The organism is Metasolibacillus sp. (assembly GCF_025291715.1).
Lineage (GTDB): Bacteria > Bacillota > Bacilli > Bacillales_A > Planococcaceae > Metasolibacillus > Metasolibacillus louembei.
On the sequence record NZ_JAMBIZ010000001.1, the window covers coordinates 182,005 to 201,354 of the forward strand.

At 40.9% G+C, this 19,350-nt stretch carries 20 protein-coding genes; 14 read left to right on the plus strand and 6 right to left on the minus strand.

The window, feature by feature from the left end; genetic code table 11:
* Positions 1-168 precede the first annotated feature (168 nt).
* The 4 genes from M3Z76_RS00995 to M3Z76_RS01010 are packed head-to-tail and all read left to right on the plus strand — an operon-like array spanning position 169 to position 3,032.
* Positions 169-1,059, plus strand: a complete 891-nt coding sequence (locus tag M3Z76_RS00995; RefSeq protein WP_293919986.1) for a LysR family transcriptional regulator — start codon at positions 169-171, stop codon at positions 1,057-1,059.
* 12 nt (positions 1,060-1,071) lie between these two features.
* Positions 1,072-1,752: a phosphopantothenoylcysteine decarboxylase domain-containing protein gene (locus M3Z76_RS01000; protein ID WP_293919985.1), complete on the plus strand. Its 681-nt coding sequence runs from the start codon at positions 1,072-1,074 to the stop codon at positions 1,750-1,752.
* On the plus strand, positions 1,742-2,218 hold the full coding sequence (locus M3Z76_RS01005) for a YbaK/EbsC family protein (protein ID WP_293919983.1): 477 nt from the start codon (positions 1,742-1,744) through the stop codon (positions 2,216-2,218). The genes M3Z76_RS01000 and M3Z76_RS01005 overlap by 11 nt, the downstream gene beginning before the upstream one ends.
* A gap of 13 nt (positions 2,219-2,231) precedes the next feature.
* Complete coding sequence (locus M3Z76_RS01010; RefSeq protein WP_293919980.1) at positions 2,232-3,032, plus strand: VOC family protein; 801 nt, start codon at positions 2,232-2,234, stop codon at positions 3,030-3,032.
* A gap of 37 nt (positions 3,033-3,069) precedes the next feature.
* On the opposite strand, the gene M3Z76_RS01015 is transcribed toward M3Z76_RS01010, so the two are convergent.
* Positions 3,070-3,270, minus strand: a complete 201-nt coding sequence (locus M3Z76_RS01015; protein WP_293919979.1) for a cold-shock protein — start codon at positions 3,268-3,270, stop codon at positions 3,070-3,072.
* A 187-nt stretch (positions 3,271-3,457) separates the two neighbouring features.
* Between M3Z76_RS01015 and M3Z76_RS01020 the strand changes: the two genes are divergently transcribed.
* Together M3Z76_RS01020 and M3Z76_RS01025 are read left to right on the plus strand one after the other, a co-directional pair.
* Positions 3,458-5,131 carry a formate--tetrahydrofolate ligase gene (locus M3Z76_RS01020; RefSeq protein WP_293919978.1) on the plus strand — a complete coding sequence of 558 codons (1,674 nt, stop codon included), beginning with the start codon at positions 3,458-3,460 and terminating at the stop codon, positions 5,129-5,131.
* Position 5,132: 1 nt separating this feature from the next.
* Positions 5,133-5,762 carry an HD domain-containing protein gene (locus M3Z76_RS01025; protein WP_293919977.1) on the plus strand — a complete coding sequence of 210 codons (630 nt, stop codon included), beginning with the start codon at positions 5,133-5,135 and terminating at the stop codon, positions 5,760-5,762.
* A gap of 111 nt (positions 5,763-5,873) precedes the next feature.
* On the opposite strand, the gene M3Z76_RS01030 is transcribed toward M3Z76_RS01025, so the two are convergent.
* Together M3Z76_RS01030 and M3Z76_RS01035 are read right to left on the minus strand one after the other, a co-directional pair.
* Entirely contained in the window at positions 5,874-6,317 is a 444-nt protein-coding gene (locus tag M3Z76_RS01030; protein ID WP_293919976.1) for a hypothetical protein, read from the minus strand.
* 91 nt (positions 6,318-6,408) lie between these two features.
* The gene (locus M3Z76_RS01035; protein ID WP_295655648.1) at positions 6,409-6,666 is read right to left on the minus strand and encodes a helix-turn-helix domain-containing protein; all 258 of its coding nucleotides are present in this window, start codon (positions 6,664-6,666) and stop codon (positions 6,409-6,411) included.
* 197 nt (positions 6,667-6,863) lie between these two features.
* On the opposite strand from M3Z76_RS01035, the gene M3Z76_RS01040 reads away from it, so the two are divergent.
* The 5 genes from M3Z76_RS01040 to M3Z76_RS01060 all read left to right on the plus strand — a co-directional run bounded on the left by M3Z76_RS01040 (position 6,864) and on the right by M3Z76_RS01060 (position 13,631).
* Positions 6,864-7,568 (plus strand): hypothetical protein, encoded by a 705-nt coding sequence (locus tag M3Z76_RS01040; RefSeq protein ID WP_293919973.1) that lies wholly within the window; start codon positions 6,864-6,866, stop codon positions 7,566-7,568.
* A 52-nt stretch (positions 7,569-7,620) separates the two neighbouring features.
* Positions 7,621-8,577 carry a S66 family peptidase gene (locus M3Z76_RS01045; protein WP_293919972.1) on the plus strand — a complete coding sequence of 319 codons (957 nt, stop codon included), beginning with the start codon at positions 7,621-7,623 and terminating at the stop codon, positions 8,575-8,577.
* A 194-nt stretch (positions 8,578-8,771) separates the two neighbouring features.
* Entirely contained in the window at positions 8,772-10,658 is a 1,887-nt protein-coding gene (locus M3Z76_RS01050) for an ABC-F family ATP-binding cassette domain-containing protein (RefSeq protein ID WP_293919971.1), read from the plus strand.
* 12 nt (positions 10,659-10,670) lie between these two features.
* A complete protein-coding gene (locus M3Z76_RS01055) occupies positions 10,671-11,798 on the plus strand; it encodes a conserved virulence factor C family protein (RefSeq protein ID WP_293919969.1) in 1,128 nt (375 codons plus the stop codon).
* Positions 11,799-11,945: 147 nt separating this feature from the next.
* On the plus strand, positions 11,946-13,631 hold the full coding sequence (locus M3Z76_RS01060; protein ID WP_293919968.1) for a methyl-accepting chemotaxis protein: 1,686 nt from the start codon (positions 11,946-11,948) through the stop codon (positions 13,629-13,631).
* Between the two features lie 22 nt (positions 13,632-13,653).
* On the opposite strand, the gene M3Z76_RS01065 is transcribed toward M3Z76_RS01060, so the two are convergent.
* Positions 13,654-14,532: a DMT family transporter gene (locus M3Z76_RS01065; RefSeq protein ID WP_293919967.1), complete on the minus strand. Its 879-nt coding sequence runs from the start codon at positions 14,530-14,532 to the stop codon at positions 13,654-13,656.
* A 119-nt stretch (positions 14,533-14,651) separates the two neighbouring features.
* Here M3Z76_RS01065 and M3Z76_RS01070 point away from each other — a divergent pair, with 119 nt between their 5' ends.
* Positions 14,652-15,209, plus strand: a complete 558-nt coding sequence (locus M3Z76_RS01070; protein WP_293919964.1) for a TMEM106 family protein — start codon at positions 14,652-14,654, stop codon at positions 15,207-15,209.
* 40 nt (positions 15,210-15,249) lie between these two features.
* A complete protein-coding gene (locus tag M3Z76_RS01075) occupies positions 15,250-15,822 on the plus strand; it encodes a hypothetical protein (RefSeq protein ID WP_293919962.1) in 573 nt (190 codons plus the stop codon).
* Positions 15,823-15,861: 39 nt separating this feature from the next.
* Here M3Z76_RS01075 and M3Z76_RS01080 read toward each other — a convergent pair whose 3' ends face one another.
* On the minus strand, positions 15,862-17,112 hold the full coding sequence (locus M3Z76_RS01080) for a glutamate-5-semialdehyde dehydrogenase (protein WP_293919960.1): 1,251 nt from the start codon (positions 17,110-17,112) through the stop codon (positions 15,862-15,864).
* A gap of 4 nt (positions 17,113-17,116) precedes the next feature.
* Positions 17,117-18,208, minus strand: a complete 1,092-nt coding sequence (gene proB / locus M3Z76_RS01085) for a glutamate 5-kinase (protein ID WP_293919959.1) — start codon at positions 18,206-18,208, stop codon at positions 17,117-17,119.
* A gap of 650 nt (positions 18,209-18,858) precedes the next feature.
* On the opposite strand from proB, the gene M3Z76_RS01090 reads away from it, so the two are divergent.
* Positions 18,859-19,338, plus strand: a complete 480-nt coding sequence (locus tag M3Z76_RS01090; protein WP_293919957.1) for an RNA polymerase sigma factor — start codon at positions 18,859-18,861, stop codon at positions 19,336-19,338.
* Positions 19,339-19,350: the final 12 nt, after the last annotated feature.

The following is a 19,350-nucleotide window of genomic DNA, read 5'->3' on the forward strand; positions in this document are numbered from 1 at the left end:
AATGTTTATAATAGGTAATATGAAAAGTTTTCATGTATAAAATAAAGATGATTGTTCCCGATTTTAGAGAGGGTATTGCCTATTATTTTGCTTTTACAGCAATATAGAAGGTTGAAATTGTAATTGATTTCTGCTACCAAATGATTTGAAAATTTGAAGGAGGCTGCTATGAGCTTAGTAAAATATGAGATTTTAAGTAAGGTGGCGGAGGTGCAAAGCTTTACAGAGGCGGCACAGCTACTTGGTTTAACGCAATCTGCTGTGAGCCATGCAGTATCAAGCCTGGAAAAGGAATTTGGCTTTGCTTTAATTCACCGCAATCGCAATGGTGTGAGGCTGACAACGGAAGGACAGACGATGCTCTTGGCAATGCGTCAAGTGCTGCAGGCGGAGGAGCTGCTACAGCAGGAGGCAGCAAAAATTGTTGGTGTGACGAAGGGAACAGTGCGAATTGGGCTAATCTCAAGTATTTCCACACAATGGATGCCAAATATTATTCATTCGCTTGACGGCCAGTATCCGGGCATTAAAATTGAGCTACGTGAGGGCGATTATTATGAAATCGAGCAATGGTTGATTAATGGAGAAATCGACTGTGGTTTTTTAAATAGAACGAGCTCTAAGCAATTTAATTTCATGCCATTAAAAAAAGATTATTTATTTTGTATCGTATCTTCTAAAAGTCACCTTTATAATAAAGAGGAGATTGATTTATTTGAAATTGCGCAGGAGCCATTTATTATGCCCTCGTATCGAGGTATGAACGATGTGGTAGCGACATTTGAAAAGCATGATATTAAGCCGAATATTCGCTTTGAGCTGTTTGATGACTGGGGCATTATGTCGATGGTTGGGCATCATGTTGGCGTGTCAATTTTACCGAAGCTTGTGTTGTCACAGCTACCAGAAAATGTGCGCGTCATTCCATTGAAGCAGAAGAGCTTTCGAACGATTGGCTTAGCAACGAAGCAAACGTTGTCACCAGCAGCGCAAAAATTTGTAGAAGTGTTACAGCAATGGCTAGAGGAAAATGAGGAAGATTTAACAGCTAGGAAATAAGGGGAGAACAATATGCTACAAGGGAAAAAAATTGTCATTACAAGCGGAGGTACGCTGGAGAAATGGGATGACGTACGTGCGCATACGAATTTATCAAAAGGCATCATGGGATGCTATTTAGCGGAGGATGCATTAAACTTAGGTGCAGAGGTCATTTATATGCATGGTTATTTCGCACAATTGCCTGAGCGCATTGCAGAAATGCGAAAAATTGGCTTTGAGGGCATTGAAGATTTGGCGCAAAAGCTGCAACAGCTTTTACAGGAGGAGCATATTGATATCGTCATTATGGCGGTGGCAGGCTCTGACTGGCTTGTGGACAAAGTGTTTGACCAGGCAGGGAACCCGCTTGCGGCTGGTGGCAAAATGTCATCGGATGAGCCACCAACAATTCGCTTTAAAAAAGCACCAAAAATATTGCCGCAAATTAAAGCATGGGCACCAAATGTAACATTAGTTGGCTTCAAGCTAGAAGCAACAACAGACCCGCAATATTTAATTGATCGTGCAAGGCTGCGCATGCAAACATCGCAGGCGCAATATACTGTAGCAAATAGCTCTGAGTCATTGTATGGCAATAATGCACTGCATTTAATCGTTCATCAAGATGGACAAGTAATAGAGGCAAATGGAAAAAAGGAAGCGAGTAAAAAGCTTATGCAATTATTAGGGGGACAAGCAGATGGCGAGTGAGCGCGTACAGGCATATTTTCAAAAGCTGCACTATGCTGCACATATTTTAACATTTGCAGAGTCAACGGCAACGGTGGAGCAGGCAGCAAATGCTTTGCAAGTTGTGCCAGGACGCATTGCAAAAACATTAGCTTTTGCTGCAGCAGACGGCTCCACATTTTTAGTTGTAGCAGCTGGGGATGCAAAAATTGATAATGCAGCGTTTAAGTCGACCTTTCAGGTAAAAGCAAAAATGCTTAGCCCTGAAGAGGTGCTTGCGCATACAGGACATCCAGTTGGTGGTGTTTGCCCATTTGGCTTAGCGACAGCTATGCCTGTTTTTTTAGATGTTTCGCTACAGCGCTTTCAAACGGTGTTTCCAGCGTGTGGTACGGCGAATTCAGCAATCGAATTAACATGCGAACAGCTAATGCAGTTTGCTGCTGCAAAAGAGTGGGTAAGTGTGTGCAAAGCTTGGCAAAAGTAAAGGGGGAATAAAGATGTACGAACTAGATCATATCGTTCATTTTGTCAGAAAGCCTGAAAAAACGATGGAAGAGATGAAGACACATGGCTTCCATGTAGTGCAAGGCGGTCAGCATGAAATATGGGGCACGTATAATACGTTAAGCTATTTTGATTTAACATATATTGAATGGATTGGCATTAACGATGAGGCACAGTTTACGATTGCAGCAAGTCAACCATATACATTACATGAAACGTATGCGAAAAAAGGGCGAGAAAATGGCTTTGCGCGCATCGCGATTCGCACAACAACGATTGAGCAAGATGCACAAATGTTTCGTCACGCTGGCTTAGAGGTGCACGGACCAGAGCATTTTTCACGCACACGACCAGACGGCAGTGTTGTGCGCTGGCAGCTCCTACATATTGGACATCCAGAGCAGCGCTTAGATTTCCCATTTTTTATTCAATGGGAGGCTGAGGAAGAGGCGCGACATGCTGAATACAAGGCACTGAATATTATTGCACCACACCCAAAAGGTGATTTAAAGCTTACTGAAGTGATTTATTTCGTCAATCGCCTTGATTATATGAAGCAGCTGCAAAAGCTAGGTAAGCTAAAGGCAGAGGAGCATTTTGATGAAAAGCTTAATGCGATGAAATATACATTATATTTACCAAACGCAAAAATTATTTGCTACTGTGCGCAAGGAGAAGGCGAGATTTGGGATGCAATTTTAGCGGAGGGGTTAGGCATCCATGCAGTTGTATTTGAAGGTGCCTCACAGCCAGAAACGATTGTTTGTGAAAATGCGACCTATATTTTGAAATAAAAAAGAGGGCTACCTAGACATAGGCAGCCCCAGTTTTTTATAATTTAGAGACGTTTGCTGCCTGTGGTCCACGATTGCCCTCCACAATTTCAAATGCTACTTCTTGTCCTTCTTCTAATTGACGGAAGCCTTCTCCAATAATGCCAGTGAAGTGAACAAAAACATCCTCACCGTTCGCACATTCGATAAAGCCGTAGCCTTTTTCATTATTAAACCATTTAACCTTTCCTTGATGCATGAGCGATCGCCTCCCATACTTGCGGATTGAATTGAAAAGTGTCGAAAAATTAAGACAACTATTCATTAAATATACGTGATTTCTGTATGAATGTCAATAATTTGGTGAATTTTGACGCTTTTTCCCCGCTATTTTTGTAGCAAATGCTTTATAATAAAAATAATAAGGATAGAAAGCAGGGAATAAGATGACACTGACAAAATATTTATCCGATTTAGAAATTGCAACAAATGCCAAAATGCAACCGATTATGGACATTGCGAAAAAAGCAGGCATTCCAGAAGAAGCGCTTGAGCAATATGGCCGCTATAAAGCGAAAATTGATGTCAATCAAATTGCTTCAACAAAAAAAGGGAAAGTCGTGTTAGTAACAGCAACAAGCCCAACACCAGCAGGGGAAGGCAAGTCAACAGTGACAGTTGGGTTAGCCGATGCCTTTCAACAACTAAAGCATAATGTTATGGTCGCATTGCGTGAGCCATCATTAGGACCTGTCATGGGTGTTAAAGGTGGTGCAACAGGTGGTGGCTATGCGCAAGTTGTCCCAATGGAAGATATTAACTTGCACTTCACAGGCGATTTACATGCCATTACATCGGCAAATAATGCTCTTGCAGCGCTTATTGATAATCATATCCACCAAGGCAATGAATTAAACATTGACCCACGCCGTATTATTTGGAAGCGTGTGTTAGATATTAATGATCGCGCACTGCGTAAAGTGACAATCGGCTTAGGTGGTCCATTACAAGGCGTGCCGCGCGAGGATGGCTTCGATATTACAGTAGCGTCTGAAATTATGGCGGTTTTCTGTTTAGCGACAAGCGTAGATGATTTAAAGCAGCGTTTAGCAAATATCGTAATTGGCTATACATATGACCGAGAGCCAGTATTTGTGCGCCAATTAGGTGTGGAAGGTGCCTTAACATTATTATTAAAAGAAGCATTTAAACCAAATTTAGTACAAACGCTTGGTGGCACACCAGCATTGATTCATGGTGGGCCGTTTGCCAATATTGCGCACGGCTGTAACTCAGTAATTGCAACAGGGACTGCGCGTAAACTCGCTGATATCGTTGTGACAGAGGCTGGCTTCGGGGCAGATTTAGGCGCGGAAAAATTTATGAACATTAAAGCGCGACAAAGCGGTATTTCTCCAGATGCAGTCGTTGTTGTGACAACAATTCGCGCATTAAAAATGCATGGCGGTGTTTCAAAATCGGAGCTCACAATAGAAAATGCAGCAGCAGTGACGACGGGGATTGCCAACTTAGCACGCCATATTGAAAGCGTTCGTGCATTTGGTGTCGAGCCAGTGATCGCATTAAATCGCTTTGTTGCAGATACAGAGGCAGAGTTAGCCGTTGTTTTAACATGGGCTAAGGAAAACGGTGTGCGCATCGCCCTTACAAATGTCTGGGAGCAAGGCGGAAAAGGTGGCATCGAGCTTGCTGAAAAAGTGTTAGAAGTGCTAGCAAAAGAGCAGAATTTCCATCATTTATATGAGCTTTCTGAAACAGTAGAGCAAAAAATTACGAAAATTGTTCAAAAAGTATATGGTGGTGCGGGCATCCATTTCACAGATAGTGCACAAAAGCAGCTGATGCAAATTAAAAAATTAGGCTGGGATGGGCTGCCTGTTTGTATGGCAAAAACGCAATATTCCTTGACTGACCAACCTTCTTTATTAGGTCGACCGGAAAACTTTACGATTACGATTCGCGAAATTGTGCCTAAATTAGGCGCGGGCTTTTTAGTGTGTTTAACGGGCGATATTATGACAATGCCTGGCTTACCAAAGCAGCCTGCCGCATTAAAAATGGACGTAACAGCGGATGGCCGCGCAGAAGGGTTGTTTTAAGATGAATGTGATTGAGCAATGTCAAAGGCTGGTGTATGCCATTTACGAGCAAATGGATGCAAGTCATGATTTTCAGCATATTGAGCGAGTGTTAATGAATGCGGAAGCGATTTTACAAGCGGAGCCAACAGCGGACGAAAAAATCGTCAAGCTTGCGGTGTATTTACATGATGTTAGCGATGCAAAATATGCTACAGATAAATCGGTACAAAATGATATTTTAGGGCAACTTATTTTAACGGATGCAGAGCGTCAACATATTGAGGATATTATCGAATCGGTCTCATTTAACGGTGGCAACTCACTTGAAGCTAAAACCATCGAGGCGAAAATTGTGCGTGATGCGGATCGTTTAGACGCAATTGGTGCTGTTGGTATTGCCCGTACATTTGCTTACGGCGGAGCAAAAGGGCGCAAGTTATACGATGATACGGAGGAAGCACGCTTTCAAATGACAGCAGATGAGTATCGCACAAAATCAACCGCATCTGTTACACACTTTTACGAGAAGCTGCTATTGTTAAAGGATTTAATGGTGACAGCAAAAGGGCGTGAAATGGCAGAAGCACGTCATGCGTTTATGGAGCAGTTTTTACAACAGCTTGCAAATGAGAAAAATGGCCATGCTTAAAAATGGAGCTTGTTTGAAAAGGTTTTCCTTTTCAGACAGCTCCTTTTTTATAGGCGGAAAGTAGTGATTCGCCTGCAAGGATATCATTTTCGCCCATGAAAATGTATCGTGCTACTCAATGTCCAATGCTGTGACATAAGTAGCCGTACCCTCTTTCCAAGTAGCGACGATTTCAATAATGTACCCCCCTTTTTCCTCTATTTCTTCAAGGGAAGAATACGTTTTGACAATCGCTTGATTACGCCATAAATTGATTTCTACCTCTGTTGGCTCTTTTGTAAAATGTAAGCTTATAGGTGCTGCTAGATTTACATTTGCACTTTGGTCAATGGCAACTATCTCATATGGAGGGGCATAGTCCGCCATAACATTAGTCGTTTGCCCTGAGCTCACATCAAAATAGCTCCAGCTATACGTTCCTCTATAAGTTTTAATTTGCTCATCAGCAATTGTTAATTGGACAGCAGGGGGCTCCATATTCTGATTGGGGCTAGCAGGTTTGCCCACACAGCCAGCTACTAATAACAAGAGCACTAAAATAAATCCGATTCGCATTGTCCATCACTCCTTTAGTAATTAGTCGGAGCTGCGAAAGGAAAGTTACAAAATGCGTATTAGCTTGCTTTTTATTCATAATATGTTTTACTCATACAAAGCGAATATCCTCTGAAATCTCCTGAATTGCTTGCCAGTCTTTAATGTGAATCATATCGTCTGTTCTACTAATAATTTGCTGCTCCGTCCACTTTTGCAGTACGCGGTTTAGATGGCGGCTTGTTGTGCCAATCAATGCAGCGATTTCCTGCAAGCTTTGCACTTTTAAATAATCATTTGCAATGTCAGGTGAGTCAATTGTACATAAATAGGCAGCAAATTTGACCGCAACGGAGGAAAGAGCATTCACACGTGATAATGTTGTACAAGTTTTTAATTTAAAGTTTAGCTTCTTTGCATAACACAATTACGATAAGGGATAATGGTATTCTATAAATTTATATGGAAGTATACTTTCTCATTATGTATATTTGTATAAAAAGATTGCTAAGGAATTCATATAGTACATTAGAGTGAGGTATTGATAGAGAGGGAGAGGAGTTATAAGTGTTAAAGAAAATTTTGAGGTCCTATATGATGATTTTTTGTTGGACAGGTTGCTGTGTTTTTCTATTTGCTTTTGTTAAAACATTACAAGAAGATTATTCAACTATTGGGCTATCCATATTTTTAATTGTAGCATCCTTGTTTTTACTTTGGGGAGGTATTCAATTTTGGAAAATGGGGAAAAGGAGCAAAAGAAAAACAACGAGCGAATCCGTATTAATTAAGTTAAAAAATGAATGGCTAGTGAAAAGAAAGAAAAAGGCAGAAGCGAAGAAGCGAATAGAGCATCAGTATTTGGTACTGCAAGAGGATTTGAGGCTTTTGCAAGAAACAGTGGAACTGATGAAATCCGCTAAAAGTATTGATCTTTTGCTAGACAGATTTAATTTAGCTTGTAGAATGGCATCAAATATTGAGGAAGGAAAAAAGGCTGGTATTCCTTTTAATCATACATTCATGTCTGACAAAGAATTACGTGAATTAACTAATAGATTAATACCAATTGTAATAAATGATTCATATTTAAAAATGAAGATGGGGACATTTAAGTTAGACAGAAAAGAAGAACAGTTAGAGAGATTTGAAAGTTATCTGCACTTACTGAAAAAATATGAAAATGATATCGCTTTTGCTAGCAACTATATGAAGACTATTGCTAACGTAGAAGATGATATAAATCACTTAAAAAAAGCACAATTTACTTGAGATATTTTACGGCTGTCTATTAAGTTGCGCAGACAATTGGAGGAATGAACAAATGAGGAAATTACAACAAGGCAATGAAATACGTGTGATTGCGCCGAGCCGCAGTGCACAGATTTTAGGTGAGGAAGGCATCAAAAAAGCGACACAAGCATTAGAAAATATGGGCTTCCGTGTAAGCTTTGGTGAATATATTTATACATGTGATATGCAAAGCTCTGCATCTATTGAGGAGCGTGTTGCAGACCTTCACGCTGCATTTGCGGATGACAATGTGAAAGCAATTTTAACGGCGATTGGTGGCTTTAATAGCAATGAGCTGCTACCGTATTTAGATTATGAGCTGATTGCTCGTCATCCAAAAATCCTCTGTGGCTATAGCGATATTACAGCATTGGCAACAGCGATTCATCATAAGTGCGGATTTATTACCTATTCAGGACCGCATTTTTCAAGCTTTCAAATGGCTGGTTTACAGGCATATCAAACAAAGTATTTTCGAGAATGCTTTATGAACGAAGCGCCATATGACATTGAGCCATCCGAGAAATGGAGCGATGATTTATGGTTTTTAGATCAAGACAACAGGCAGTATGAGGCGACGGAATGGAAAGTGTATACAGAGGGACAGGCACAGGGCAAATTATATGGTGGCAATCTTTGCACATTGAATTTGCTACAAGGCACACCGTACATGCCTGAGCTAAAGGATTGCATTTTATTTGTTGAAGATGACGAAGAAACAAAGCCTGAAACGTTTGCGCGCGATTTAACCTCATTGCTACAAGTGGCAAGCAATGTGAAGGCACTATTAATTGGGCGTTTTCAACGAGTGAGTAAAGTGACAAGTGAGCAGCTACGCTTTATTTTAGACAAACACCCGTTATTGCAAGACATCCCTGTCATGTATGATGTGGACTTTGGGCATACACAGCCAATTATGACATTGCCAATCGGCGGAGAAATTGCGGTGGATACAGCTAGTAAAAAGATTTCAATAATACAATTTTAACAAGGGGCGTGTTCGAAAATCATTTTTTTGAGCACGCCTTTATACTGATATCAGCGAGTTTTGAGGAAATATCGGCGACTTTCCAAAATCCTGCTGCTGATAAAGTCTAAATCTTGCTAAGACAACCTCAACCTGTGCAATTCCCTCGCATTTCCTCTATAATAAAAACAAATGCATGAAAGAGATGAGAATAGATGAGTCATTTAATCGTATCGAATTTAACGAAAACGGTAGGCGATAAAACGTTATTTAACAATATCGAATTTACCATTTATGAGGGGGAGCGTGCGGGGCTAATCGGTATTAACGGTACAGGTAAGTCGACATTGCTATCAATTTTAGCAGGCACGCAGGAGGCTGATAAAATCGAGCTGGATCACCCGAATAAATATCGCGTCGCTTATTTAGAGCAGGATCCAACCTTTGCGCAAGGAGAAACGGTGTTACAGGCTGTGTTCGCAGGAGATTCCCCCGTCTTACAATTAAACCGTACATATGAGGAGGCAGTTGCCAAATTAGCAGCTGACCCGACAAATGAAGCGTTGCAAAATCAATTATTTCACCTACAGCAGCGCATGGATACAGAGGGCGCATGGGATGTCAATGCGCTTGCCAAGCAGGCACTGACAAAGCTGGGTATTGATATGTTTGAGCATCATGTGACAGAGCTGTCAGGTGGACAACAAAAGCGTGTAGCACTTGCTCGCGTACTAATTGAGCCTGCGGATTTATATTTGCTGGATGAGCCAACTAACCATTTGGACATTGAATCGACAGAATGGCTACAGGAGATGGTGACACGTTTAAAGGGAGCGGTCATTTTTATTACGCATGACCGTTACTTTTTAGATGAGGTAGCAACGCATATTTATGAGTTAGCCGATCAAACGCTGTATCGCCATACAGGGAATTATGCAGACTACCTAGAAGCAAGAGCGATTCGGGAAGAAATGACAGCGGCGACACAGGCGAAGCTGCGCAACCGTTATCGCAATGAGCTGAAATGGATTCGTCGTGGTGCGAAGGCGAGAACGACGAAGCAAAAGGCACGCATCCAGCGCTTTGAGGAGCTGGATGATAAAATTGACCGCTCACACGATGATGCCAATTTAGAGCTAGGTCTTGCAACAACGCGCTTAGGAAAAAAGGTGCTAGAGGCGGAGAGCATTTCAAAGCAATTTGGTGAGCGCATTATTTTACAGGACTTTAGCTTTTTAATTCAGCAAGGTGACCGTATCGGCATTATTGGGGCGAATGGGCATGGCAAATCGACGCTGCTCAATATGTTAGCAGGAGAGCTAGAGCCAGACAAAGGAGAGGTTATTGTTGGCTCAACCGTGAAGCGGCTGCATTTTAAGCAAGCATTGCCAAAAATGAATGAAAACCAGCGCATGATTGAATATGTGCGCGAGGCATCGAATGATATTACCGATGCAGATGGCATTCGCTATAGTGCAGCGCAAATGCTGGAGCGCTTTTTATTCCCGCTACATACGCATGGCACGCCGATTGGCAAGCTGTCAGGCGGTGAACGCAAGCGACTACATTTACTGCGCTTATTAATGGAGCAGCCCAACGTCCTGTTACTTGACGAGCCAACGAATGATTTAGATATTGAAACGCTCGGCGTGCTAGAGGACTTTATTGAGCAATTCCCTGGCGTTGTTATTACGATTTCCCACGACCGCTTCTTCCTAGACCGTATTGCGAAAAAGCTGTGGATACTAGATGGCAAAGGGCAAGTTGAGGAAAGCTTAATGGTTTACTCGGATTATTTAATAGAGAAAACACAGGTACAACAGCAGGCAATAAAAGAGGAAAAGCAAGACAAGCCGAAGCAGGAAAAAATCAAGCAAGAAAAGAAACGACTTAGCTTCAAGGAGCAAAAGGAATGGGAAACAATTGCAGCAGACATCGAAAAAGTTGAGCAGCAAATTATGGATACAGAAGATGGTATTGCGACAGCAGGTGCTGATTTTACAAAATTGCAGGAGCTAACGCAAAAGCTTGATGAACTCAACGCAACATACGAGCACCTTATTGAGCGCTGGAGCTATTTAGATGAAATTGCCAACGGATAGGAGACGTGAAGAATGAAAATACTTACAATTGAACCAACACCAAGTCCAAATTCAATGAAAGTGGTCATTGATCAAGAGCTGCCATTTGGCACAAGCTTTAACTACACGAAGGAGAGCGTAGCAGAAGCACCAGCCTTTATTCAGGCAATTTTTGCCGTGGAAGGTGTTAAAGGCATTTATCATGTGGCAGATTTTTTAGCGGTAGAGCGCAATGCAAAATTTGCATGGGAAAATATTTTATCAGGCATCCGCACAGCCCTAGGAGAAAATGACACAACGAATTCTGTTGAAAATCAAGTCGCTGATCATTTCGGTGAAGTATATGTGCATGTGCAAATGTTTAAAGGGCTTCCTTTGCAAGTCAAAGCCTTTGATAGCGAAGGGGAGGTGCGTGTTGCAACAGGTGAAGCTTATACGACGGCATTCCAGCAAATGCAAACGAAAGATAGCGATGAAAACTATATTTTCCTACGTAAATGGGTTGATTATGGTGTACGCTATGGCGACAAGCAAGAAGTAGCAGAAAACGTCTTGCAAGAAATATGGGCGACCTTCCCAGCAGAGCGCATTCAAGCAATTGTAGAGGCGGCAAACAATAAAGCGAGCTATACGCCAGCCCCTCGTGAAAGGGTGACATTAGCGCAGCTACAGCAAACGCAAGATTGGCAGGAACGTTTCCAATTGCTTGACCAAATGCCTGACCCAGAGGTAGAAGACATTGAAATGCTGAGCTTTGCGCTACAGGATGACCAAATGGCAATTCGCCGCTTAGCAACCGTTTATTTAGGGATGATTGAAGATGAGGCAGTTGTTCCTGTGTTGGAGCAGGCATTGCAAGATAAAAGTGCCGCAGTACGCCGAACAGCAGGGGACTGTATGAGCGATTTAGGCCTCGTTCAATTTGAAAATGCGATGATTCAAGCATTGCAGGATAAAAACAAATTAGTGCGTTGGCGTGCCGCAATGTTTTTATATGAAACAGGAACGGAGCATGCGCTACAAGCGTTGCACCAAGCAGCGGAAGACAAAGAATTTGAAGTAAAGCTACAAGTGAAGATGGCGATTGCCCGTATCGAGCAGGGCGAGGAAGCAAAGGGCTCTGTTTGGAAACAGATGACGGATGTGCGCTCAGAAAATTAACAAAAAAACATATGGGTACATAGCCCATATGTTTTTTGTTATATATCTAAATAATCAAAATTATATGACTTTTAATAAAAAGGTGCTATAAGGTATTATTTCGTATATACTAATACTCATATTTGTAAGAATGAGAAGGTGAGCATTATGTCTATACGCACGAAAATTTTTATTAGCTTTGCAACTATTCTCCTAATGGTGTTGATTGTATCAGGAATAAATTATACACAGCTTCAGCGTGTTCAGTCGATGTATGAAAAGATGATTAACGAGGAGCAGGCAAATGTCTTAACGATTGCCGATATTCGCAATAATATGACGACACAAGGTATGATGATTCGACAATATGTAATTTCGGGTGATATGAGCATTTTGCCTGAAATTATTGAACAACGCGAGCAGATGAATGGGTTACTAGCAACATTAGAGCAAAATAATCAAGATACATATGTAAGTGAAGAGCTTTTAGCCATTGATGGCTATATGGAGGAATTTAACTTGGCAATGGAGGATGCTATTTCGCAAACGAAAGCGATGAATTATGACCGTGCCAAGTCCATTATTGTCAATCAATTACGTCCACCAAACCAAAGCTTAATCCAGCGTGCGACAAATTTAACAAAGCATTATGAAGCAAATTTAGAACAAATACAAAAGGAAGCAAAAACGGCTGCTAAATCGGCTTCTTTATTAAGTGCTATCGTCCTTGTGTTAAGCATTATTGTCGCAGTTATTATTAGCATTATCATGAGCAAAAACTTTTTAAATCCAATCAAGAAGCTACAATCGGCTTTAAGCGTCATTGCACAAGGCAATTTACAGCAGGATGACATACAAGTGAAATCAAAGGATGAATTTCGCGATTTAGCAGATTCATTTAATTTAATGAAAAATGAATTGAAAACAGTGATTATATCAGTGGCAGAAAATACAACAAAATTATCTGATTCAAGTGAACAGCTAACGAAAAATACGAATGCGGTCGCTTCATCGGTTCAGCAAACTTCAGCAGTAGCAGATAAGCTAGCGATAGGCTCACATCATTCGGCAACTGCGGCGAATGAAAGCGCGACCGCAATGGATGAAACGGCGGAGGCTGTTCAAAAAATCGTTCACTCGACGGTTGCACTCCATACAAATGCATTAACGACACAAACGTTAGCAAGCGAAGGAAGCAGCAATATCGCAATAGCTGGGAAACAAATGCAGGAAATTCAACAATCGACTACTTTAACGAGCAATTTAATTGATCAATTAATCGCACGTTCCAATGAAATTGACCAAATTACAGCAGCAATTACGGAAATTACAGAGCAAACGAATTTATTAGCATTGAATGCAGCAATCGAGGCAGCAAGAGCTGGCGAGCATGGCAAAGGCTTTTCCATTGTGGCAGAAGAAGTGCGCCGTTTAGCGGAACAATCCAAGCACTCTGCAGCAGCCATTGTCCAAGTGACAACGGCAATTAGACAAGATACGGAGCATATCGCACAAGCGATTCATGATAGCGTGCAAAATGCTGCGACAGGGGTAACGATTGTACAAACAGCTGGAGAAACTTTCGGCAAAATTCATACAGCTATTGAGGAGATGGCAGAGGAAATTGGCGCAGTGTCCTCATTAACAGAGCATATTTCGGCAACGGCTGAGGAAGTAGCTGCATCCGTTACGCACATCGCAGCAGATGCCAATAATGCGGCAAGCTACACACAAGAGGTAGCGAGCATGGCTCAGCAGCAAGTCAATGTATTACAAGAATTAAATACGATATCTTCGGAATTAAAAAATCAATCTATGCATTTACAAAATATTGTTGAAAAGTTTGAATGTTAAAAAAGAGCAGCTTGGTAAGGAATTATCCTTCCAAGCTGCTTTTTCGCTGTGGCTTAAATAAAATATACAGTATGCTGCCGAAAATGAGAATAATCCCAAGTATTTGCAAACTATCAGGTCTAAATGACAAAATTAAAATATCAAGTAAAATGGCAACGACAGGGTCGACAAAAACGAGCACAGAAACAATAATCGTCGATAAATTGCGAATGCTATCAAAAAATAAATAGTATACGAAGCCTGTATGTATAATGCCTGTCCCTAAAATAAATAGCCAATTTGTCATTGTCAGCCCTTCAAATACAGCAAAATCGCAAAAAGGTAGTAGCATGACAATGCCAATCGCTGTTTGGATAAATGTTAATGCATAAGACGAAAGCCCGTTAATATTTTTGCTCGTAAACATCGTCAGCGCATAAAAAATGGCAGACAATAAAGCCCAAATGAAGCCTGAATTAAACAGCTGGTCGAGCGATTGAAAATGCTCGATACCAACGATTAAGATGCTACCAAAAAAGCAAATCGTAGTTGCCATAATCGCAGATAAGGTCATTTTTTCAGCAAGTAAAATGGCACCAAGTAACAGAACGAAAATAGGAGCTAAATTATAAATGGAAATCGCCACAGAAATGGACATTTCCTCAAATGCTTTAAATAAAAATACCCAGTTTAACACTAAAAAGATGCCGCATAATGCGGTTGTCCAAACTTGCTTTTTGTCCCAGCGCTCCGTTTTCAAACCGCCTGTTAATAGCCATAAGCTTCCTAAAAATAATGTCGCAAAAATACAGCGCACAAAAACAAGCTCTACTGCGGGAATGCCAGTATACTTTGTAAAAAAGCCAATCGAGCCAAATATCGCCATCGAAACTGTTAATTTAATGATGGCTTGTACTTGCATCGCTAATTCCTCCTTTTAAAATATCTGTATTATACCATATGTTCTGAATTTTTAAAAAAATTAATTTTTTTAAGCAATCATTGTATAATGTTACATATATTATACAAGGAGGTAAATAGATGGCAAATAGGAGGCCAAATCGTTATGTGTTTTTTGTGATTGGTACATGTTTACTCGTTTCTTCGCCAATCCTTATTTTTATCATTCCACGCATGATTCCGATAACATTTTATTTTGTCAAATACACATGGGTGTATTATGTGCCAATGGAAACATTTATAGTGTTTGCGATTGGCATTGCACTGCTTATTATTTGCTGTGCAATTTTATTTTTCGGAAAAATGAGAAGATGGGCGATTGTGTCAAGTGGTCTGTTGTTTTGCATAGCACTTTTTATGTTTTATGGCAGCTCTCGATGCTATCTGACAATGGCTGACGATGGTTTTACATACAGAGGGTTATTTGAGTATGAAAAGCAGCACGTAGGCTGGGAAAATGTCACACAAATTGAGCGTATTGAAGTACCAGTTGGTAAGAGTGGTAATGCTACATATTTAGTATCGCTTGATAATGGGGATGTGTTATCGTTCAAGGAAATCCCACATGTGCAAGAAAAGCGCAGCAAAATGCGTGTGAAATATGGGAAATATAATATTCCTGTGATTTATACGAATTAATTAAAATTTTTATGGACATGTTTTCAAAGGGGGATTATACATGGAAAGTAACGTATCACGTCGTTATATATTTTTTATATTGGGAGTTTGTTTGTTGATTTTTTCACCAGCGATTATTTTCTTTATTCCTTCTGTTATTCCAATGACTTTTTATTTTGAGAGGGATATGTGGTTTTATTACACACCGCTAGAAACTTATATTGTTTTTGGGATAGGGGTGGCACTATTGATTGCATGCTGTGCCGTGCTGTTCTTTGGGAAAAAGAAAAAAATCTCCATTCCATCAGGTGTTTTGTTGTTTATAGGAGCAATTGTTTTATTTTACGGAAGTGCTAAATGCTATATCGCAATGAATGATGAAGGACTTACATATAGAGGGGTATTTGGCTCTGACAAAAAGCATGCTAGCTGGGAAGATATTCAAGAGGTCGAGCTGATTGAAGTGCCGATGAATGAATCAGGAAGCTCAAAATTTATTGTGGAATTGAAGAATGGGGAAGTCATTACGTTTAAAGAAACAGTGCATGTGCAAGAGAGTCGAGGTGGTATGCGCTGGAAATATGAGGAATATAAAATTCCTGTTACTTATACAGACGCAAGTGAGGTCAAATAAACATCAAGAGGCTGCCGAATTTTGGCAGCTCTCTTTCATTTAGCTTCGTATTTGTCCGTTTCCATAAATGTAGTATTTTGTTGATGTTAATGCTGGTAAGCCCATTGGTCCACGCGCATGTAGCTTTTGTGTCGAGATACCAACCTCTGCGCCATAGCCGAATTCAAAGCCATCTGTAAAGCGTGTGGATGCATTATGGTAAACTGCTGCCGCATCAATCATTGTTAAAAATAAATCGGCATGTGCTTGCGTCATAGTAATAATTGCTTCCGAATGCTTTGTGCTATATCTTTGGATATGCTCAATTGCCTGCGTCACAGAATCAACGGTTTTAATACTTAACGACAATGCTAAAAACTCCTCCGCATAATGTGTTTCACTCGCTGGAATTGCCTGCTCGCACAACTCGCACACTACCTCATCTCCGTAAATTGTAATACTTAACTCTCGCAAAAAGGCAAAAAACTCGCTGCCATACTGCTGTAAAAACTGGCGGTGCACGACTAGACTTTCCACCGCATTACATACGGAGGGACGCTGTGTTTTGGCATTTTGAATAATATCGCATACGATTTTAAACGGAGCAGTATCGTCAATAAAAATATGACAATTGCCTGCACCTGTTTCAAGCACGGGCACGCTTGCCTCGCGCACAACCGTATCAATTAAGTCTTTGCCACCACGTGGAATAAGTACATCTAAAAATTCATTTAAATGAAACAGTGATTTTGCTGTTTCTCTGCTTGTATCTTCTATTAAAAGAACAGCATCTAATGGGAAGTTTACTTGCGCTAACGCCGTATGGATGGATGCAACTAAGGCTATATTCGAATGCTTCGCAGAGGAGCTACCTCGCAATAAAATGGCGTTGCCTGTTTTTAATGCTAATGTAGCAGCATCAATTGTCACGTTTGGACGAGCCTCATAAATCATCCCGATAACGCCAAGCGGTACACGCTTTTTTACAATCTGGAGCCCGTTTTCCTTCTCAATATTTTCAAGTGTTTCACCGACTGGGTCAGGTAGCCTAGCTAATAATTGAATGGCTTCACACATCGCTTGAATGCGTGTTTCATTGAGCATAATGCGGTCAAGTACAGCTGTGGAAAGTCCTATATCAGCCCCTTGCTGTAAATCCAGTCGGTTTGCTTTGATAATGTTCTCCGCATCCATTTGTAATTGTCTAGAGATTGCTGCAAGTGCTTTATTTTTCTCGTCTGTTGTTTTCATATTCATAAGGATGCTTGCTTTTTTGGCACGTCGCCCTTTTTCTATTACTTCATTTGCCATCGATTTAAACCTCCTTTAATTGTACCCAATAATCACGATGAATGACCTCGGGGGGCTGCTTCAATTCTGTACTGCGCTTGCCCATTGCCTGCATGAGCTCCTCCTTCGAATACTTCACTTCACCGCGCCCAACACAGTGATGCTGGTAAAATACTTCGACAACATCGCCTTCCTTGAAATGCCCCTCCAATGCATAAACACCTGCGGGCAATAAGCTTTTCCCATCAGCTGTTAACGCCTTGACCGCACCTTCATCAATAAAAATTTTCCCTGCTACCTCAGATAAGCGTAGCCATTGTCTGCGATTCGATAAAATGGATGCTGTTTCACTCGCAATATACGTGCCATCGCCATCGCCTGCTAAAATACGGAGCAGTTTGTCAGCACCAATGCCTTTGCCGATAAATACATGGCTGCCTGCCTCGATAGCATAGCGTGCGGCGAGTAGCTTCGATTCCATTCCACCAGTGCCAATCTTTGAGCTGCTACCAGATGTTACCTTAAGCAGCTCATCTGGTATATGTGTTAAGAAATCGAAGCGCTTAGCATCGGGATTTTTCATTGGATTCATTGTATATAAGCCATTGACATCTGTTAAAATAATGAGCTGATCTGCATGCACAAGCCCTGCAACTAATGCGGACAGCATATCATTATCACCAAACGTCAGTTCAGCAACAGAAATTGTGTCGTTTTCATTAATAATTGGCAAAACAGCACGCTCTAACAGCTCCGAAAAGGTCGCATGGGCATTTTGATAGCGCTCCTTTTCACTAAAATCGGTGCGCGTCAGCAACACCTGCGCAGAAACGATGTTATGCTGGAGAAATGCTTCGTTATAAAGCTGAATTAATAAGCTTTGCCCAACTGCCGCCGCTGCTTGCTTGCCTTTCATCGTGACAGGGCGAGAAGGGTAACCTAGTCTGCGAAAGCCTGCTGCCACTGCACCAGATGATACGAGCAGCACTTCATGACCGGCGAGCTTCAGCTTCGCAAGTGCCGCAATATGATCATTGAATTTTTCAACATCGATTTCTCCTTTATTGTTTGTCAGCGAGCTGCTCCCAATTTTTACAACAATGCGTTTGCGTTCCATATTTGTTCCTCCTCATTAGAAAAAGCCCATTTCGTCCTAAATTGCTTAGGACGAAATGGGCTTCCGTGGTACCACCTAAATTGAATGCATGTCGCGCATTCCACTTATCTCATAACGCTGAGTGAGCGCTTAGTTTGGCTAAGGGCGTGTTGAAGGAGGTTAGGCGGGTGGTCTATACGAATTTTACAGCCGACAATTCGCTCTCTGTTAATAGCCAGTTACCGCTTACTAGTCTTCAATAAGCAAAATATATGTTACATAGCATGCATCATCCTATCAATTTTGTCAATATTTATTTAGAATATTCCGATAAAGTGAACCTTCAATCATTGGGGATTTTCCTCATCTCCCATTGATTGGTAGTTTCACCAATCGGGTTTTTACAGGCTGTTTGATTCCCCACTTCAACACTTTGATTTTATCTGCTGTTTTGAGATGGGGGTCTTACAGCCTGTTAATACGGGATAAATAAAAATGTATTCATACTGAATTTTGCATAAAAATACATTTTACTTTATGGAAATATGCTTTTTTTATTATTTTTTTGCTGAAAATAGACTGCTTCGAAATTTGTCTGCTTGCTGCACGCTAGCTATAGTTGAAGCACCTAGGAATAAACCGCTTGTGCACAATGCAAAAGGACTTTTTTAATGGACTTTGAACAATGTTATGAGCAGTACAAACCGTTAATTCAAAAGGTGTTATATCGCTGTCGTGTATACGGTCATTTTGATGAATTTCACCATATTGCAACAGTTGCATTATGGGAAGCGTTACAGTCATATGATAGCAAAAAGGGAAGCTTTGAAACATATGCCTATTTTATGATGCGCTATCAAGTGATTGCGGAAATGCATAAGCAAAACAATCACCGCAATCGTCATCTATTAATTGGAGATGATGTGTTGCAAACATTTATCGAGCATGAACAAAATGAGGTGTTTATTGAGATGCCAGCATTAGCCATTGCATGGGAGGAGCTGACACCAGAGGAGCGCTATATTTTGCATAGCTATTACATGCAGCAAAATAGCGATAAGGAAATTGCTGAAAGCTTACAATTGAAAACAGACACAGTGAAAAAAAGAAGACAGCGTTTATTAAAACGTTTGAAAAATCAAATACAATAAATAAATGGCTGA

Coding starts and splice junctions, on each gene's coding strand:
- M3Z76_RS00995 (WP_293919986.1), top strand. CDS start 169: ATGAGCTTAGTAAAATATGAGATTTTAAGTAAGGTGGCGGAGGTGCAA.
- M3Z76_RS01000 (WP_293919985.1), top strand. CDS start 1,072: ATGCTACAAGGGAAAAAAATTGTCATTACAAGCGGAGGTACGCTGGAG.
- M3Z76_RS01005 (WP_293919983.1), top strand. CDS start 1,742: ATGGCGAGTGAGCGCGTACAGGCATATTTTCAAAAGCTGCACTATGCT.
- M3Z76_RS01010 (WP_293919980.1), top strand. CDS start 2,232: ATGTACGAACTAGATCATATCGTTCATTTTGTCAGAAAGCCTGAAAAA.
- M3Z76_RS01015 (WP_293919979.1), bottom strand. CDS start 3,270: ATGCATCAAGGAAAGGTTAAATGGTTTAATAATGAAAAAGGCTACGGC.
- M3Z76_RS01020 (WP_293919978.1), top strand. CDS start 3,458: ATGACACTGACAAAATATTTATCCGATTTAGAAATTGCAACAAATGCC.
- M3Z76_RS01025 (WP_293919977.1), top strand. CDS start 5,133: ATGAATGTGATTGAGCAATGTCAAAGGCTGGTGTATGCCATTTACGAG.
- M3Z76_RS01030 (WP_293919976.1), bottom strand. CDS start 6,317: ATGCGAATCGGATTTATTTTAGTGCTCTTGTTATTAGTAGCTGGCTGT.
- M3Z76_RS01045 (WP_293919972.1), top strand. CDS start 7,621: ATGAGGAAATTACAACAAGGCAATGAAATACGTGTGATTGCGCCGAGC.
- M3Z76_RS01050 (WP_293919971.1), top strand. CDS start 8,772: ATGAGTCATTTAATCGTATCGAATTTAACGAAAACGGTAGGCGATAAA.
- M3Z76_RS01055 (WP_293919969.1), top strand. CDS start 10,671: ATGAAAATACTTACAATTGAACCAACACCAAGTCCAAATTCAATGAAA.
- M3Z76_RS01060 (WP_293919968.1), top strand. CDS start 11,946: ATGTCTATACGCACGAAAATTTTTATTAGCTTTGCAACTATTCTCCTA.
- M3Z76_RS01065 (WP_293919967.1), bottom strand. CDS start 14,532: ATGCAAGTACAAGCCATCATTAAATTAACAGTTTCGATGGCGATATTT.
- M3Z76_RS01070 (WP_293919964.1), top strand. CDS start 14,652: ATGGCAAATAGGAGGCCAAATCGTTATGTGTTTTTTGTGATTGGTACA.
- M3Z76_RS01075 (WP_293919962.1), top strand. CDS start 15,250: ATGGAAAGTAACGTATCACGTCGTTATATATTTTTTATATTGGGAGTT.
- M3Z76_RS01080 (WP_293919960.1), bottom strand. CDS start 17,112: ATGGCAAATGAAGTAATAGAAAAAGGGCGACGTGCCAAAAAAGCAAGC.
- proB (WP_293919959.1), bottom strand. CDS start 18,208: ATGGAACGCAAACGCATTGTTGTAAAAATTGGGAGCAGCTCGCTGACA.
- M3Z76_RS01090 (WP_293919957.1), top strand. CDS start 18,859: ATGGACTTTGAACAATGTTATGAGCAGTACAAACCGTTAATTCAAAAG.